13 protein-coding genes are annotated in these 17,344 nt (G+C 63.4%); 8 read left to right on the top strand and 5 right to left on the bottom strand.

Translation table 11 applies throughout. The annotated features are described in order from the left end of the window. Positions 1-14 precede the first annotated feature (14 nt). From OPU71_RS10950 to OPU71_RS10935, 4 genes are all read right to left on the bottom strand, one after another. Entirely contained in the window at positions 15-725 is a 711-nt protein-coding gene (locus OPU71_RS10950) for a 2Fe-2S iron-sulfur cluster-binding protein (RefSeq protein WP_267728009.1), read from the bottom strand. 9 nt (positions 726-734) lie between these two features. Then, positions 735-2,525 (bottom strand): NAD(P)H-dependent oxidoreductase subunit E, encoded by a 1,791-nt coding sequence (locus OPU71_RS10945; RefSeq protein WP_267728008.1) that lies wholly within the window; start codon positions 2,523-2,525, stop codon positions 735-737. 102 nt (positions 2,526-2,627) lie between these two features. Next, entirely contained in the window at positions 2,628-3,353 is a 726-nt protein-coding gene (locus OPU71_RS10940; RefSeq protein WP_267728007.1) for a 2Fe-2S iron-sulfur cluster-binding protein, read from the bottom strand. Continuing rightward, on the bottom strand, positions 3,346-5,130 hold the full coding sequence (locus tag OPU71_RS10935; protein ID WP_267728006.1) for an NAD(P)H-dependent oxidoreductase subunit E: 1,785 nt from the start codon (positions 5,128-5,130) through the stop codon (positions 3,346-3,348). The genes OPU71_RS10940 and OPU71_RS10935 overlap by 8 nt, the downstream gene beginning before the upstream one ends. Before the next feature lie 163 nt (positions 5,131-5,293). On the opposite strand from OPU71_RS10935, the gene hypF reads away from it, so the two are divergent. From hypF to OPU71_RS10905, 6 genes are all read left to right on the top strand, one after another. Next, the gene (hypF, locus tag OPU71_RS10930) at positions 5,294-7,594 is read left to right on the top strand and encodes a carbamoyltransferase HypF (RefSeq protein WP_267728005.1); all 2,301 of its coding nucleotides are present in this window, start codon (positions 5,294-5,296) and stop codon (positions 7,592-7,594) included. A gap of 2 nt (positions 7,595-7,596) precedes the next feature. After that, positions 7,597-7,830, top strand: a complete 234-nt coding sequence (locus OPU71_RS10925; protein WP_267728004.1) for a HypC/HybG/HupF family hydrogenase formation chaperone — start codon at positions 7,597-7,599, stop codon at positions 7,828-7,830. Further along, positions 7,827-8,930, top strand: a complete 1,104-nt coding sequence (hypD, locus tag OPU71_RS10920; protein ID WP_267728003.1) for a hydrogenase formation protein HypD — start codon at positions 7,827-7,829, stop codon at positions 8,928-8,930. Before OPU71_RS10925 ends, hypD begins: the two co-directional genes overlap by 4 nt. Next, positions 8,927-9,964, top strand: a complete 1,038-nt coding sequence (gene hypE / locus OPU71_RS10915; protein WP_267728002.1) for a hydrogenase expression/formation protein HypE — start codon at positions 8,927-8,929, stop codon at positions 9,962-9,964. The genes hypD and hypE overlap by 4 nt, the downstream gene beginning before the upstream one ends. A 143-nt stretch (positions 9,965-10,107) precedes the next feature. Beyond that, complete coding sequence (locus OPU71_RS10910; RefSeq protein ID WP_267728001.1) at positions 10,108-11,124, top strand: class 1 fructose-bisphosphatase; 1,017 nt, start codon at positions 10,108-10,110, stop codon at positions 11,122-11,124. Positions 11,125-11,226: 102 nt separating this feature from the next. After that, positions 11,227-11,766 (top strand): OmpA family protein, encoded by a 540-nt coding sequence (locus OPU71_RS10905; RefSeq protein WP_267728000.1) that lies wholly within the window; start codon positions 11,227-11,229, stop codon positions 11,764-11,766. Between the two features lie 3 nt (positions 11,767-11,769). Here the strand turns inward: OPU71_RS10905 and OPU71_RS10900 are convergent, their stop codons facing one another. Further along, positions 11,770-13,104 carry a caspase family protein gene (locus OPU71_RS10900; protein WP_267727999.1) on the bottom strand — a complete coding sequence of 445 codons (1,335 nt, stop codon included), beginning with the start codon at positions 13,102-13,104 and terminating at the stop codon, positions 11,770-11,772. Between the two features lie 365 nt (positions 13,105-13,469). Between OPU71_RS10900 and OPU71_RS10895 the strand changes: the two genes are divergently transcribed. Beyond that, on the top strand, positions 13,470-15,143 hold the full coding sequence (locus tag OPU71_RS10895) for a ShlB/FhaC/HecB family hemolysin secretion/activation protein (protein ID WP_267727998.1): 1,674 nt from the start codon (positions 13,470-13,472) through the stop codon (positions 15,141-15,143). Continuing rightward, positions 15,062-17,344 (top strand): filamentous hemagglutinin N-terminal domain-containing protein (locus OPU71_RS10890; protein ID WP_324256057.1); only part of this gene is annotated, 2,283 nt, incomplete at its 3' end. The genes OPU71_RS10895 and OPU71_RS10890, both read left to right, overlap by 82 nt.

Raw genomic sequence — 17,344 nt, 5'->3', positions numbered from 1 at the left:
GATGGGCCTGTTGATCAGTACTTGGATTCGAATTCGCACTCGATCGCTTGCGCATCGAAGCGCCGCTCACCGATCGGTTGTTCGTAGCCACGGCGTTTGACCAGCAAGGCACCGGTCGGGCACACCTGGATCGCGCGATCGTTGGCATCGATGTTGGTGTCCTTGAGAAGGCCGGTCGACGAATTGACCACCAGATGCGTGTCGATACCGCGCCCCGAGAGGCCGAACAGATCCTTGCCATCGGCGTCGCGGCTGGCCCGCACGCAAAGCGAACAGTTGATGCAGCGATCGCGATCCAGCACGACATCGGGGTGCGAGGCATCCATCGCGCGGCTCGGGAAACGGTGCGGCAGAGAGGTGTCTTCCATCCCCAGGTGGTAGGCCACCGCCTGCAACTGGCAGTTGCCGCTCTTTACACAGAAGGGGCAGAAGTGGTTGCCCTCGATGAACAGCATCTGCACGATGCGGCGCCGTGCTTCCTGGATGTCTGGCGCTTCGCTTTCAACCTTGGCGCCGGCGCTTGCCGGCGTGGTGCAGCTGGCGCTCAACCATCCGTTGACGCGCACGGTGCACACCTTGCAACTGCCGTGCGGCTTGAATTCCCGGTGATGACACAGGTGCGGAATGTAATGGCCGGCCGCCAGGGCCGCATTCATGATCGTCTGGCCCGCTTCGAAAACGACGGGCTGGCCGTCCAGCGTGAAGGTGTTCTTGGTTTCGCTCATCGGTCGCTCTCAGTCGCTATGAACCTGGTCAAGTTGATCCTGGCGCCCGGTCAGCGCACGCGATTCGGTCACCGACGCGTCCAGATCGAAGTCCGGCACGAAGTCAGCCTCTGCCAGCAGGCGGCTGGTGTACTCCTCCGGAAAGCGCTTGATCGTGTCGAGCAGAGTGTTGGGCGCCGTCTCGCCCAGGCCGCAATGGGAGTAGCCCTTGACGAACTCGCCGATGGACTTGACCTGTTCGAGGTCACGCTGTGTCCCCTGACCATCCGCAATCTTGTCGGCATAGTGCTTGAGCATCTGGGTGCCGACACGGCACGGGGTGCAGAAGCCGCAGGACTCATGGGCGAAGAAGTGCGCGAACTGGCGCGCCACGTCCACCATGTCGCGCAAGTCGTTGAACACCATGATGCTGCCACCGGTTGCAAGGTCGGCGTAGCTCACCCGCCGGTCGAACTCATCGCGCCCGACGCAGGTCCCAGCCGGCCCGCCCACCTGTACCGCCTTGGCATTCTCTCCGCCGCAGCGCGCCAGCACTTCGCGGACGGTGATGCCAAGCGGCAACTCGTAGATGCCGGGGCGCTGGCAATCGCCGGCGATCGACAGGAGTTTGGTGCCACGGGATTTGGTTTCGCCATGATCAGAGAACCACTCGGCCCCCTTCCATGCAATCTGCGCGGCCTGCACGAAGGACTCGACGTTGTTGTTGATCGTCGATTGGCCAAACAGGCCAATCTTCACCGCTGACGGTGGGCGCACACGCGGGATGCCGCGCTTGCCTTCAAGCGATTCGAGCAGCGCTGATTGCTCACCGCAAACGTAGGCGCCCGCCCCGAGATGGATGCGCAAATCGAAATCCAGCCCGCTTTCGCAGATGTTCTCACCCAGCAGGCCGGCGGCACGGCGCTCTTCGAGCACGGTCTGCAGGCCTTCCATCATGTATTCGTACTCGCCACGCATGTAGACGTAGCCCTTCTTGGCACCCACCAGCAACCCTGCGATGGTCATGCCTTCAAACAGCTCATCAGCGTACTTGGCCAGCAGCACACGATCCTTGAAGGTTCCCGGCTCGCCTTCATCGGCGTTGCAGGTAATGTAGTGGGCGCCCTTCGTTTCATAGGCACCACGCCACTTGCGCCCAACCGGAAAGCCCGCACCGCCGCGCCCCTGCAGGCCGGAGCGTTCCACTTCATCAAGCGTCGCGGGCAATCCCCGCGCCAGGGCCGTGCGGATGGCCTCACCGGGCGGAATGAAGGTTTCGAGCGTGATGCCACGCTCGCGAATGCCGTCATCGACATGGAACCACTCGGCGGGCCACTCGCTGACCGGCACCCCGTGCTCGATCAGCGATGCCATCTTTTCAATGCGCGCTTCGGTCATCCGCGTGAAGACTCGGCCGTTCGCCAGGCCTGCCGGCGCCTGCTCGCAGTGCCCGGTGCAAGAGGTCATGGATACCGTCACGCGCCCGTCGGCACGCGGTTGGCCGAGCGTGACACCGAGGCGATCGGCAAGGCGCTTGGCGACAATCTCGCTGCCGGCCATCCGGTCAGTCACGGAATCGCTGAAATACACATCGAACTGCCCGCGCGGGGTGGTGTGCAGGAAGCTGTAGAACTCCACGCATCCGCGCACATGCGCGATCGGCAGATTGAGTACGTGAGCGAAGAACTGGATTGCCTCTTCCGGCACGTAGGAGCGGCTTGCTTGAACTTCGCGCAGCATCTGCAGCAAGCGGTGCCGCGCATGAAGGTGACGCGCAGCAATGTCATGCAGCGTGACGGACTGACCGAGGGGGGATGCCATGTCGTGTCCCAGAAGGAGTTTTCGCCAAGCGAATTGATACGCCTGCGGCAACCCGATTCTCTTGTCCGGGATCAAGCGCGAATACCGGCGCCCCCTGCTTTCTTACTCACCCTTGTCGGCAATGGGGGTGAGGCTGCTCTCTTCGCCGATATCGTGTTTGTCATAGCGCCGCATGCCAATGGGGGTCGTGAAGGCCTGCCGCTTGGGCAGAATCGCCCCGACCGGGCAAACATGGGCGGCGGCATCCGTCAGGGCGAAGTTCGAGTCCCCCAGCAGTCCGCTTGGACTGTTAACCACAAGCCGCGCTTGCAGCCCGCGACCGGCCACGCCGAAGACCTCTTTGCGGTCAAGATCGCGGCTGGCACGAACGCATAACTCGCACAAGATGCAACGATCGTGATCGATCATCGCATCGGGGTGGGAGGCGTCCAGCTTCCGTTGCGGATACTGGTGCGCGTAGTGGGTGTCCTCCATCCCGAGGTGGTAGGCCACGGCCTGCAACTGGCAGTTGCCGCTCTTCTCGCAGAATGCGCAGTAGTGGTTGCCTTCGGCGAAGAGCATCTGTACCACCCGCTTCCGGTAGCCCTGGATCTCGTCAGTTTCGCTTTCTACCTTCATCCCTTCGGTCACCGGCTCGAAACACGCAGAGGTGAAGCGGCCGTTGGCCTTGACCGAACACAGCTTGCAGGAGCCATGCGGCGGAAACTCCGGGCGATAGCACAAATGCGGAATGTAGTGCCCCGCCTCGGCCGCCGCCTGCATGATCGTCTGGCCAGCGCGAAATGGCGTCGGCTTGCCATCAATGAGAAATTGCCCGCTCTCAGCCATGCTGTCCCTCCTTGAGGCTCTCGTCCGAGATCTTCCTCGCCTCGCTCAGTTCCGCGTCGAGATCGAAGCCGGGGCCATCGGTGCCGCCAAGGAGCTTCGCCTCAAGAACTGGCCGGAAGCGCTTGAGGCCGTCGAGCACCGGGTTGGGCGCGGTCTGGCCCAGACCACAGTGGCTCAGCGAGCGGGTGACCATGCCGCACGCTTCGAGTTCGTCCAGATCGGCCGCGCTGGCGTGCCCGCTCGCGACTTTGTCGATGAGTTGTCTCAGTACGGTCGTTCCGACCCGGCACGGCGTACAGAAGCCGCATGACTCATGCTGGAAGAAGCGCGAGAAGTTCTGCACCACCCCCACCACATCGCGGCTCCAGTCGAACACCATGAGCGAGCCGGTTGTAGGCAAATCCTCGAACGCGATTCGCCGCTCGAAATCCGCCGCACCAATCAGGTGGCCGGACGGCCCGCCAATCTGGATCGCCTGTACCGCACCGGCGCCACAGTCGGCCAGCACCTCTTTGACAGTGACGCCAAATGGATACTCGTACACGCCACGGCGAGCCACGTCACCCGAGATCGACAACAACACCGTGCCTCGCGATTTTTCGGTGCCCTGTTCGGCGAACCATGCGCTGCCCATGGCGGAAATCTGGGCCGCCTGGATGAAGGTTTGCACATTGTTCACTACCGTGGGCTTGTCGGCATACCCGCGGATGGCCGGGAATGGCGGGCGCACCCGCGCTTGCCCGCGTTTGCCTTCGAGCGATTCGATCAGGGCCGATTCCTCGCCGCAAATGTAGGCGCCCGCACCAAGGTGGATCGAGATATCAAACCCCACCCTCGACCCCAGCAGATTGCCGCCGAGCAGGCCCTCTTCGCGGCGCCGCTCCAGCACTGACTCCAGATGCGGCAGCAAGTACTCGTACTCGCCCCGCAGGTAGAGGAAGCCCTCGCGGGCGCCGACAACAAATCCCGCGAGGGCCATGCCCTCGAACAAGGCATCGGCATAGCGGGTCAGCAGGACGCGGTCTTTGAAGGTGCCGGGTTCGCCCTCGTCGGCATTGCAGACGATGAAGCGCTCCATCCCGGGCGCTTCCAGGCAGAAGCGCCACTTGTGCGCGGTGAGGTAGCCCGCCCCGCCGCGCCCGCGCAAGCCTGAGCGCGCCAGTTCCGCCAGGGTGCTCGACGCCCCGCGGGCCACCGCCGCCTCAAGCGCCGCACCGGGGGCCATCTGCAGATCCAGCATCGGGCCGCTCCGGCGGATGTGATCGCGCACGGCGAACCAATCCCTTGGCCACGCTTCCAGCGCGATGCCCGCATCAATCAGATCGGCCATCTCGTCGATTCGCCCCACATCAAGCCGGGTCACTGCCAGGCCATTGACCAGCGCTGCCGGCCCCTGATCGCTCATGCCGGTGCAGGAGGTGTAGTCCACCGTCACCTTGCCATCGGCGCGCGGCTGGCCCGGCGTCAGCTCAAGATGTTGGCAAAGGCGTTCGCACAGCCCGCGCGAGCCGAGCATCTGATCGGTGATGTTGTCAGAAAATCGGACGTCGTAGCGGCCACGCGGCGTCTCGTGCAGGAAGGCGTAGAACTCGACCACGCCTTGCACCTGCGAGAGTGGCACGCCAAGGTGTCGCGCCAGAAACTGCATTGCCGACTGTGGCACATGCGAATACGAGGCTTGCACCGCTCGCAGCATCTGCAGCAACTGATAGGGCTCGTCACGGTAGCGCGCGGAAATGCGGGTCAGCACCCGCTCCAGACTCGATGACTGCGGCATCGCACACCCTCCCCAAGGCGTTGCTGGCCCCGTGCAGACGCATGGCGCCGATTTCATTCTAGGCCCGGCAACTGGCGGTTTCTTGCGCAGTGTCAGTGATGATGAGTGACTTGCCGGCACGCTTGCCCCGACAATGCGCCCTTCCCTCCTTTGCGCAGACTCAATGGCCAAACGCACCCCCACCCTGACCCGCTTGCGACTGGACGTAACCGGACTGGTGCAGGGCGTTGGCTTCCGCCCCTTTGTCGCTCGCCTAGCCATGCAGCACCGGCTGGCAGGCTCGGTGAGGAATATTGCAGGCTCGGTCCAGATCGAAGTCGAGGGGAGCGAGGACGCCCTTGGCACGTTCGAAACCGGGTTGGCAAGCCTGCTGCCCGCGCCCGCTCGCATTGATTACATCGAGCGCCGCGAGCTGGCCGCGATCGGTCAGCACGGTTTTGCAATCGAGGCGAGCACCGGCGGCAACGCCGGCACGCCGACTCTGCTGCCCGACACGGTGACCTGCCCGGAATGCCAGGCCGAAATGCGCAACCCGGCCAACCGTCGCTATCGCTACCCCTTCATCAGTTGCGCCACCTGCGGGCCGCGCTACAGCATTGTCGAAGCGCAGCCCTTCGACCGCGCGCGGACGGCGCTGCGGGACTTCCCGATGTGCGCCGCCTGCGCAGCCGAATATCGCAATCCGTCGGATCGGCGCTTTCATGCACAGACGATCAGCTGCCATGCGTGTGGCCCGCGGCTGAGCATGCGCAACAGCGCGGGGAGCATCGTCGCGGCGGACGACGCCTGCATCGCGGCGGCCGCCGATGCGCTGCGCAGCGGGCAGATCCTGGCGCTCAAGGGCATCGGCGGCTTTCAACTGCTGGTGGATGCGGCCAACGAGGCCGCCGTGGCACGCTTGCGCGTACGCAAGCACCGGCCGGCCAAGCCGCTTGCCGTGATGCTCAGCAGCATGGCCGCCGCCGAACGGGTAGCCGAGCTATGCGCTGCAGGCCGCGCCCTGCTCAGCGACCGCGCTGGCCCCATCGTACTGGCGCAGCGCTGCGGCCATACGATTGCCGCCAACGTGGCGCCGGACAGCCCAATGATCGGCCTGATGCTGCCCTCCAGCGGTTTGCACACCCTCTTGCTCGATGCGTTCGGCGGCCCCTTGGTCGTTACCAGCGGCAACTGTTCGGATCTACCGATCGCGATCGACAATGATGAAGCCATGCTGGCGCTCGGCGGCATCGCGGATCTGTTTCTGATGCACGACCGCCGCATCACCAACCGGCTCGATGATTCGCTCGCGCAGATCGTCCTGCACAGCCCGCAGTTGCTGCGGCGCGCGCGCGGCTATGTGCCGCAGACGCTGCCCCTGAAGGCTGAACGTGGAACCCTCGCCTTTGGCGCGCAGCAGAAGAACACGCTGGCCCTTGCGCTGGGCGAGCTTGCGGTGCTCAGCCAGCACGGCGGCGATCTGGACACCGTTGAAGCGCGCGCGCAGCACGAGACCATGGCAAGCACCCTGCTCGCCTTGCTGGACGATGGCCCCTCCCGGGTGGTTGTCGACGCCAACGCCGACTACGCCAGCAGCATTGCCGGCCACGCGCTGGCGGCCCGCATCGGCACCCCCGCGCTTGCGGTCTGGCACCACCTGGCGCATGTGCACGCGTGCATCGCCGAGCACGGTCTGACCCTGCCCTGCAGCGGCATTGCGTGGGATGGCAGTGGCATCGGTGGCGGCGCCGTGGTGCGCGGCGGCGAATGCTTTTCGCTCAGTGAAGCAGGCGCGGTGCGTATCGCCAGCCTTCACCCTTTTCCATTGCCCGGCGGGGATCGCGCGGCAGAAGAACCCCGCCGCGCGGCCCTGGGCCTGATGTACGCATTCGAAGGGAAGGCCGCGCTCGAACGGCCCGAGATCCTGCGGGCTTTCTCGGCAAGTGAGCGCGCGACGCTGGGCAGCATGCTCGAACGCGAGGTGCGGTGCCCGCCGTGCACCAGCGTGGGCCGCCTCTTCGACGCGGTTGCATTCCTGCTTGGGCTCCGAGATCGCAGCCACTTCGAGGGCGACGCAGCCATGCAAGTGCAGTTCGCCGCCGAACGCGCTGAGCCCGGGCCGCCATTCGCGATGCCTTTGACCGAGCGCGCGCTTGACTGGCGGCCGATGCTCGCAGAACTGCTCGCCGCATTGGAATCGGGCGCATCCCGCGACACCCTCGCCGCCCGCTTCCATGCCACGCTGGCCCGCGCGGCCGTTGACCTTGCAAGGCTTGCTGGGCACCCGCAAGTGGTGCTCAGCGGCGGATGCTTCCAGAACCGGCTTCTGCTCACGCTGACCGTCAACCACCTGCGAAATGCCGGCTTCACCCCTTACTGGCCCAAGGCCGTGCCCCCCAACGACGGGGGATTGGCGCTGGGTCAACTCGCCGCGGCCCGCTTAGGGCATCTTGTCGCCACCGAAGCACCCCTTGAGGACGCCTGAACATGTGCCTGGCCGTACCTGGTGAAATCGTCGCAATCGATCAGAGCGATCCGCTACACCCCATGGGGCGCATCGATTTCGGCGGCGTGATACGCGGCGTCAGCCTTGCCTACCTGCCTGAAGCCGTGGTGGGCGATTGGGTGGTGGTGCACGCTGGATTCGCGATCAGTTTGCTGGATCGGGACGAAGCACAAGCAAGCCTGGCCGCATTCAAGGCGCTGGACGCGACCGAATGAAGTACGTCGATGAGTTCCGCGACGGCGCCCTGGTGCGCGACTGGGCCGAACGAATCGCCCGCACCATGACGCGCCCCTGGACGCTGATGGAAATTTGCGGCGGCCAGACCCACGCGATCGTGAAGTACGGCATCGATGCTTTGCTACCAGCGGGCCTGGAACTGGTGCACGGCCCCGGCTGCCCGGTGTGCGTCACGCCGGAGTCCAGTATCGAGTCCGCACTTGAACTCGCGGCAAGGCCGAACGTCACCTTCTGTTCCTTCGGCGACATGCTCCGCGTGCCGGGTGCGCGCCAGAACCTCTTGATGGTGAAGGCCGACGGCGGCGACGTGCGTACCGTTTATTCGCCGCTGGACGCGCTGGAGATCGCAGCGGCCAACCCGCAACGCGAGGTCGTGTTCTTCGCAATCGGGTTCGAGACCACCTCGCAGGCCAACGCGATGGCGGTCTTTGAGGCACGCCGCCGAGGGATCGAGAACTTCTCGATGCTGGTTTCGCAGGTCAGGGTCCCCCCGGCGATCGAGGCAATCCTCTCCGACCCGGATAACCGGATCCAGGGCTTTCTTGCTGCGGGGCATGTGTGTGCCGTGATGGGCACCGCCGAATACCCGGAACTCGCTGCGCGCTTTCGCACCCCGATCGTGGTAACCGGCTTTGAACCGCTCGACCTGATGCAGGGTATCCATGCTTGCGTTGCCCAACTGGAGAGCGGCCGTCACGAAGTCGAAATCCAGTATCGGCGCGCCGTGCGGCCGGAGGGCAACCGCGCCGCGCAGGCGATGCTCGCGCAAGTCTTCGAGACTATCGACAAAGACTGGCGCGGCTTGGGCGTGATCCCCTCAAGCGGGCTCGGCCTGCGGCCGGCGTTCGCCCGCTTCGACGCCGAGAAGCGCTTCGATCTGAAGCCGCAAGCGCCGGCAACCGACCGCGGCTGCCGTGCCGGTGACGTGCTGCGCGGCCTGCTCAAACCAAGCCAGTGCCCGGCCTTCGGCCAGCAATGCACCCCGGAACACCCGCTGGGCGCGACCATGGTTTCGTCCGAAGGCGCGTGCGCCGCCTACTACCGCTTCCGCCGCCACGAACTGACAGGCTCAACATGAACGGACCCACCTGCCCCTTGCCGATTAGCGATTACCCGCGCGTGCTGCTGGCCCACGGCGGCGGTGGCCGCCTGATGCAGGATCTGTTGAATCGGCATGTACTGCCCGGCGTATCAGGCTCCGTCATCGGCGAGACAGACTCGGCGATGCTCGGCCTCGGACGCGAGCGCATCGCCTTCACCACCGATTCCTACGTGGTGCGCCCGCTTTTCTTCCCCGGCGGCGACATCGGTACGCTGGCCGTATGTGGAACGGTGAACGACCTCGCGATGGTCGGCGCAACGCCGATGTTCCTTTCGCTCTCACTGATCCTGGAAGAAGGCTTCCCGATTGCGGATCTCGATCGCATCCTGGCAACAATCCGGCGCACCGCGGAGGCGGCCGGGGTGGCCATCGTCACCGGCGACACCAAGGTGGTTGATCGCGGCAAGGGCGATGGCGTGTTCCTGAATACGGCGGGCGTCGGACTGCTGCGCGATGGCCCGCCCATTGCCCCTGCCAGCGTTCGCCCCGGCGACGCCGTGATCGTCTCCGGCGATCTGGGGCGCCACGGCATCGCGGTGATGGCGGCGCGCGAAGGCATCGCGTTCGAAACCGCCATCGAAAGCGATGTTGCATGCCTGCACCGTGCGGTTGCAAGCCTGCTCGATGAGGGCATCGAGGTGCACTGCATGCGCGACCTGACGCGCGGCGGCCTTGTCAGCGCACTGACCGAAATCTCGTCGGGCGCTGGGCTCGCCATCGAGATTGACGAGGCCAGGATTCCGGTTGCCGCGCCGGTCGAAGCCGCCTGCGAAGTGCTTGGCCTTGACCCGCTCTACATCGCCAACGAGGGCCGCTTTGCCCTGTTTGTGCCTCAGGCCCAAGCCGAAGCCGCGAGCGCGTGCCTGAAACAGCACACGCCGTGCGAAGGTGCAGTGCAGATCGGACAGGTGGTGGCGTCCCAAAGAAGTGGTTTGTCGCTCACTACCCGTATCGGCGTGCGCCGCCCCCTCGATCTGCTTAGTGGCGAGCAATTGCCAAGAATCTGCTGAACGGCACTGGCGACTAGGGGCCATCCCCAATGTTGCAGCGCAATGCTTGCATGGTACTCATCACCGTCTAGCCAGTGCTTCGGGGGAATGCACCGGCTTGCAATGGGCGACGACACACATCAAACGATAAGGGGAGATCGACGATGGAACGGGTTACGCTGACGCAGTACCTGCTGGAACAACAACGCGAACATCAGGTCATCACCGGCGATCTTCGCCTGCTCATCGAAGTGGTCGCGCGCGCGCTGCGCGCCATCAGTGTCAATGTCGGCAAGGCCAACATCCCGCAGACCGTAGGCTCCGGCTATGGCCATGAGGCCGACCCGCCCGCCCCGGCCGACCCGATCCACCAGGTCGCCAACGAAATACTCCTGATGTCGAATGAGTGGGGCGGCCATCTCGCCGCGATGGCCTCAGACACGATGACTGAGCCCTACCTCATCCCGAACCGCTACCCGAAAGGTGAATACCTCCTGGTTTTCAATCCGCTGGATGCAACCAATAACCTTGAGTACAACGTTTCGGTCGGCACCATTTTCTCGGTGCTGCACTGCCCCGAGGGCCAAGCCCCGGATACCGAGGCCTTCCTGCAACCCGGCGCGAAGCAGCATGCGGCCGGCTACGCACTCTACGGCCCGCAGACGCTGCTGGTGCTGACGGTGGGCTCCGGCGTGGTGTGCTTCACGCTGGATCGCGAGTTCGGCACCTGGTTCCTGACCCAGCGAAACATGCAGATCCCGGCGGACACGAAAGAGTTCGCGATCAACCACTCCAACAAACGCCTGTGGGATGCCCCCATCACCCGCTACATCGACGAACTCCTCGCTGGCAAAGATGGGCCGCGCGGCAAGGACTTCAACATGCGCTGGGTGGCCTCGATGGTTGCCGACATGCACCGGCTGATCACCCGTGGCGGCATCTTCATCTACCCGAAAGACAAACGTGACCCCAGCAAACCCGGCCGCCTGCGTTTGCTCTATGAAGCCAACCCGATGGCGATGATCGTGGAGCAGGCCGGTGGTGTCGCATCGACGGGCACCGGGCGTATCCTTGATGTGAAACCGGGCGCGCTCGATCAGCGCACCCCGGTTGTCATGGGTTCGCGCAATGAGGTCGAGCGCCTTGTGAGCTACTACCGCGAGACGGACTCACGCGACTGAGCAGTAAAATCTGTTTTTGCCCAAACGTGACCCTGTTGCCTTGACACCATTCGGGGCTCAGCTAACGTGCAATCAAGCCCCCCAACTCTTGCAGGAACAAACATGACCCGCTTTCGTGCACCGCTCATTTCAGCACTGTTAATCGGCGCGCTCGGCTACCTCCCGCAGGCATCGGCGGAAGACGTCGTTGACCTCGGCACCAAGGTGCCCGACGCAAAAACTGTTTCTGAAGGGCTCTTCCCGGAAGACTCATGCAAAGAACTTGAAGCTAGCGGGTTCAAGTGCATGGGCTTCAAGCCCGCGGTGCGTTTCTCGCTGCCCGGCGCGTCGTTTGCACGTGGCTCCGCAGAGCTGAGCGATCAACTGCGCAATCAGCTTGATGCCTTTGCCGAAGTGCTCAAGACGCGCACTGACTCAAGCTACAAGATCGTGATCGAAGGGCATACCGACATTACCGGCCCGGACGACTTGAACGAAAAGCTCTCTTACCGCCGCGCCCAGGCGGTCAAGAACTATCTCGTAGCCAAGGGCGCCTCGCCGGCACAACTTGAAGCGGCCGGCATGGGATCGAAGAAGCTCCGTAACCCGAAAGACCCGGAAGGCGGCGAAAACCGGCGTGTCGAAATCGGGCGCCAGAAATAAGCGCTACTTGCGCGAGTTATCCAGCGTGGGCGGCGGCGTGAAGCCAAGCGCCCGCGCCCGCGCTTCATAGCGCGACGCCAAGTGCGGCTGGTCGGTCGCCAGGTAATGCAGCGCCAGCTCGTAGCTGGCAATTCCGTTGCCCAACTCGACGGAATATTGCAGCCAGCCTTCCCAACGTTTCAGATCCTTTGCAAGCTGATGCATGCCTTCGCGGTACATGCGTCCGATCCGCGCTGCAGCATCCTTGTCGCCGCGCGCGGCTTTTCGAAGCTCACTGCGGTACTCCTCATCGCCCATGTCGGCAGCGAATGAACTGCGGTAGAGGCGCACCTCGCGCGAACCAAGCGCCGCAATCGCCTCACGCGCTCCATCGCGCACCACCGCAGCGCTCGCAGCAAAGCGGCCATCGGGAAACGCTCGCAGATAGGCCTCTGCGTGCGCAAGGACTTCGGCCGGCCAATACAGCTTGTCGACCTTGCCCCAGGCTTCGGAGTCATCGGTGCTGATCGCGATTTCGGTCCCAAGGCCCAACCGAATGCGTTCCTGCGTGTTTTCAGCGATGAACGGAATCTGTGCGATCTGGCGTATCGCCCGCACCGGGTGGTTCTCCATCGTTCGGGTCACATCGGCCTTCACCAGGCGGAAGAACTCCGAGAATGAGACGTCGTCAGGCGCCTGGTTGAGCACCCGGACGAACGAACCGGTGTAAAAAGTATTCTGGGCCGGATCCACCGGCGCAATCGCGGGCTTGCCTGCCCCGGTTGCGAATGAGATCAGTGCGCCCGGCGGGGGTTCGATCTGGTTAAGTCCATCGCGATCCCGATTCACCGACGTAATCGACGTTCGGCAAGCATCGATGACCGCCATTGTCAGGCCGCTCGGACGCTTGGTTAACGGATCCAGCACATCGCGCCGCAATCGAATCGCCTGACCGAGAAGCTCGCGCGGCAAACCAGCGGGGTTCATGCCCGCAGATAGCAGGAGGTTCTCGGCCTCCGCCTGAACGCCGTGGCCAGAAAAGAAGAACATCGCAATCGCGCCGGGCCCCGCTGCGCGCACCCGCGCAGCGAATTCGCCCATCACGCCCTGAAAGGCTGCCGTCACCAGATCCGCAGCCGTAGTGACCTGAAAGCCGCGGCGCTCGAGTGCCTCACTGACATCGCGCACGTTCTTCGGGATTGGCGGCAGGTCGAACGGATCCGGATAGACCCGGTTACCCACAACCAAGGCCAACCGGTTCTGCCCTGCGCTTGCCCCAAGACATGTCGCCGCAGCCAAGAGCGGGAGCGCCAGAAACTGTCGGCGCGAGAATGAACCTCGGTTTGCAGGCTTTGCCATGTCGTTAATTCCGTTGCAAGTAGAAGGGCACGAGGGACTCCGCTCCGCGGTGCCGGGCGAAAGCTACCAGACACCTCAACCACGAGCGCACTCCACTGCCTAGGCCGTCACCGGCATGCATTTTGATTTTGGTAGATATTGCATGCCCGAGAGCTCATGATCACCCAGACGCGCACGAAAATCGCGCTGCATTCGTGATGAATTGAACGCTGAGCTCGCACACAAGCACCCAAGATGCACGGCTGGCCGCCGTAACCATTCACTGCAGAGGATTCGGGTTGCAACAAGGATTGAAGCGATCGTCAATACTCAGCCCCGGAGCTTGCGCCAAGCGCAAGGCGCCGCCTCAGGCGATCAAGATTCTGTTGCTGAGCCCCTTGTTCGCATCGGCCTTCGCCCTTGCGCAAACGCCGCGCGTTGTGCCCCACGTTGACGAGCTCAAGCGCGAGATCGAAGAAGCAAAACCGGCGCAGCTTCCGTCCGAGCAACCGCCCGCCCCGCCCAAACCTGCTCCGCCCGAACTCGGCAAACCCGCTGACGATATCCGCATCGACGTCCAGGGTTTTCGCATCATCGGCCTAAGTGAATCGGACCCGGCGCCGCTTGAAGCCATGCTGCAGCGTTTCGCAGGCACGGGCCGCAGCTACGAAGACCTATCGAACGCTGCCGCCGCAGCGACCGAGTACCTGCAAAGCGAACTCGGCTATTACCTGGGCTACGCCTACTTGCCCGCTCAGGCGTCGCGCGATGGGATCATTGAAATCGCGGTGATGGAAGGTCGGCTCGATCGCATTGATCTGGATTGGAACCCTGCCAGCCTGATCCGCCGCAGTGTCATCGAAGACCACCTGTCGGTAATTAAACCCGGCGAAATACTGAGAGTGCGCGATGTTGAGCGCATGGTGTTCCTGCTCAACGATCTGCTGGGCGGTAACGCCCGCTTCGAGGTCAAGGCAGGCAGTCGCCCTGGCACCGCCACACTCGTCGTCACCCCCCTGCCCGACCCAAGATTTGGTGGTCAGGTCACGGCAGACAACATCGGCTCCCGCTACTCCGGCGAGTACCGGATCGGCGTGGGCGCGTCGATGATGAGTCCGCTGGGCATTGGTGACGGGCTCTCGCTCAACGGGGTGATATCGCAAACCGGCGGCCTAGCCTTTGCGCTGGCGAACTACACGGCGCCGCTGACCCGATACGGGCTCAAGCTTGGCGTATCGCTTTCCCATCTTCGCTACAAGCTCGATGAAGACGACTTTCCACTTGGGCTGGAAGGCACAACCGACGCATTCTCGGCTTTTGCGGTCTACCCGCTGGTGAGAACCCGCAACCTGAACCTTTTCGCCCAGATTGGTGGCGACCAGAAGGATTTTGTCGACTCGCAGATCGCGCTGAACATCGAGAACCGCAAACAGACTCGCCTTGGGTGGATCGGGATGGTCGGCGACGCGCGCGACCGTCTTCTCGGCGGCGGCATCAACTCTTTTTCAGCCCTGTACAGCAACGGAGAAGTGGTCCCCGAAAACCCTGCGCTTGGTCTGGACAATGCGCGGGCCTTCTCGAAACTCGCGCTATCCGCGTCCAGACTACAGGCCATCCTTGCCAACCGCTTGCTGCTGTTTGCCCGCTATACCGGACAAATCGCCTTTGCCAATCTGGATTCAACCGAGCGCTTCAGCCTTGGCGGCGAGGGCGGCGTTCGCGCATATGCCCCGGGTGAGGGCTCTGGTGATAGCGGACATGTAGGCACCCTTGAGCTACGTTTCCTTCCGCCCACCCGGTGGTTCGATATGGCCCGTGAATTTTCCCTATCGGCCTTTGGTGACTGGGGCTACGCTCAGGTCCGGCATGACCCGTCCCGGCAACCCAAGGATTTCGACAACTCGATCTATCTGGCGGGGGGCGGTCTGGGCTTGGTTTGGGAACGGCCCCAGCGGTTCAACATGCGCCTCTCGGTGGCATGGCGAGCGACCGACGCAGGCGTGAGCGACCCGGCCGACCGATTGCCCCGCGTGTACTTCGTTGCAAGCCAGGCGTTTTGAAAGAGCGGATTGAGCGGACAGACCGTCAGATGACCAGCCATCAAGCACACCGCTTTCCTCCCACTCGGCGCCGCCATTCAACGCTTGCCACGGCCGTCGCGCTTGCACTTCTGGGTGGCCCCGCTGCCTATGCACTTCCGACCGACCCGGTCGTCGTGAGCGGCCAGGCGAACGTCGGCTCGCCGGCACCGAATGCGCTCCTCGTAAATCAGTCGAGCGATCGCGCGATCATCAACTGGAATAGCTTTGGCATCGGCGCGGGCGAACGCGTGGAGTTCGCTCAGCCGTCATCAAGCTCGATTGTGCTGAACCGCGTGCTCGGCATGGATCCGAGCCACCTGCTTGGCGACATGAAGGCCAATGGCCGCGTCTTTCTGGTCAACCCGAACGGCATTGTGTTCGGACGAAATGCCCGCGTTGATGTGGGCGGCCTGGTGGGTTCGACGCTATCGCTTTCGAACGATGACTTCCTCGCAAACCGCCTTCGCTTTCAATCAAACGGCGGCGCGGGTTCGATCCGCAACGAAGGCAACATCAACGCAGGTGCAGGAGGCTTGGTGCTCCTGGCGCCCCAGGTCAGCAACCTGGGCACATTGCGGGCCGACGGCGCACAGGTCGGTCTGATTGCCGCGGATTCGGTACTGGTCGACGTCGAGGGCGACGGCCTGATGGTCTTCCGGGTCGAAGAAGGCGCGCTGGCGCCTCGGGTCGAACAACTCGGACGAATTGAGGCCGACGGTGGGCACGTCAACCTGCAGGCGCGCGCCCGAGGCACCTTTGCAGACACCGTGCTTAACATGGAAGGGGTTGTTCAGGCCCGTTCAATCGCTGGGCACGGCGGCCAGATCATCCTCGACGGCGGCCCTCAAGGCATCACAAGAATTTCCGGCTCGGTCGATGTCGGATCGGTCGATTCAACCGGCGGGCGCATTGCCGTAACAGGCGAAAAAGTCCTTCTCGATACCGGCGCTCGGCTTGATGCGACCGGCGCCGACGGAGGGACGATCCTCATCGGTGGTGGGGCACATGGTGCCGATACATCGATCTCGAATGCCCGTCAGCTGCATATGAACAGCGGCGCCACCGCAGTTGCCGATGGCAACTCAAGCGGCAAAGGCGGATCGATCATCCTGTGGTCTGACATGAACACCTTTGTGGCTGGCTCGCTCAGCACGCAGGGTGGCATCGGTGGATTCATCGAGACTTCGGCGGCCGGCAGCCTTTCGTTGATGAGCACGCCGAATGCCGGTCTGGCTGGGACCTGGCTGATTGACCCCTACAACATCTCAATCATATCCGGCAATACTTCTAGTAACGTCACAGGATCGACACCGTTTTCGCCCACGGACACCGGCGCAACGCTGGGCGTCCAGCAGATCGAGACTGCACTGCTAGCTGGCGCAACGGTAACCGTTCAAACAACAGCGGGCAGCGGTTCCGACCCAGGAAACATCACTCTTTCAACCGACCTCAGTTATAACAAAACCGGCACCAGCTCTCTTGTTTTGAACGCAGTCGGGAGCATTTTCCTGAACGGTCGAATTCTGAAAAGCGGCTTGGCCGACGGTCTGAACCTGACGCTCCAAGCAGGCGCAGGCAACGAAATCGTGTTCAACAGTACCGATATCAACCTGGGTACTGGCTCGCTGACGGCACTGACGCCGGCTCGACTTACCGAAAACGTCGCATTGACGGCAAACGGCGGCGCAACGTTCCACACCGTCGAAGGTCCGAAGAACCTCACGATCAGTTCCACGGGAGCGATCTCGTTAACCGAATCGATCGGCGCCACCACTCCGATCGGAAACCTGACGATCACCGGCAGCTCAGTCAGCGCTTTCCACTCAGTCAGGTCCGGCGGCGCCGTCGCCCTCACAGCAACAACAATCTCCACCGTTGGCATTGATGCTGCCAGTGGCGTGACCTTGATTGGCGCTTCGACACTCAAAGGGGACTACGCCACCAACAACGCAGCGTTCAGCGTCAGCGGGACAACAACGCTTTCCGACACCACGACCATCAGCACCGGCACCGGCGCGATCAGTTTCAGCAACACCGTCAACGGTGGCGCCGCGCTCACCACCACGAACACCGGCACCACCAGCTTCAGCGGCGCAGTCGGCAACTCGGCGGCCCTGAGCGCGCTCACCGCCAGCAGTGGCACTTTCAGCGCAGCGTCGACCATCAAGACCACCGGTGCG

It is taken from the genome of Niveibacterium sp. 24ML (assembly GCF_026586805.1).
GTDB lineage: Bacteria > Pseudomonadota > Gammaproteobacteria > Burkholderiales > Rhodocyclaceae > Niveibacterium.
The sequence above is the reverse complement of the archived record's forward strand: the minus strand, read 5'-3'. Positions and strand labels throughout refer to the sequence as shown.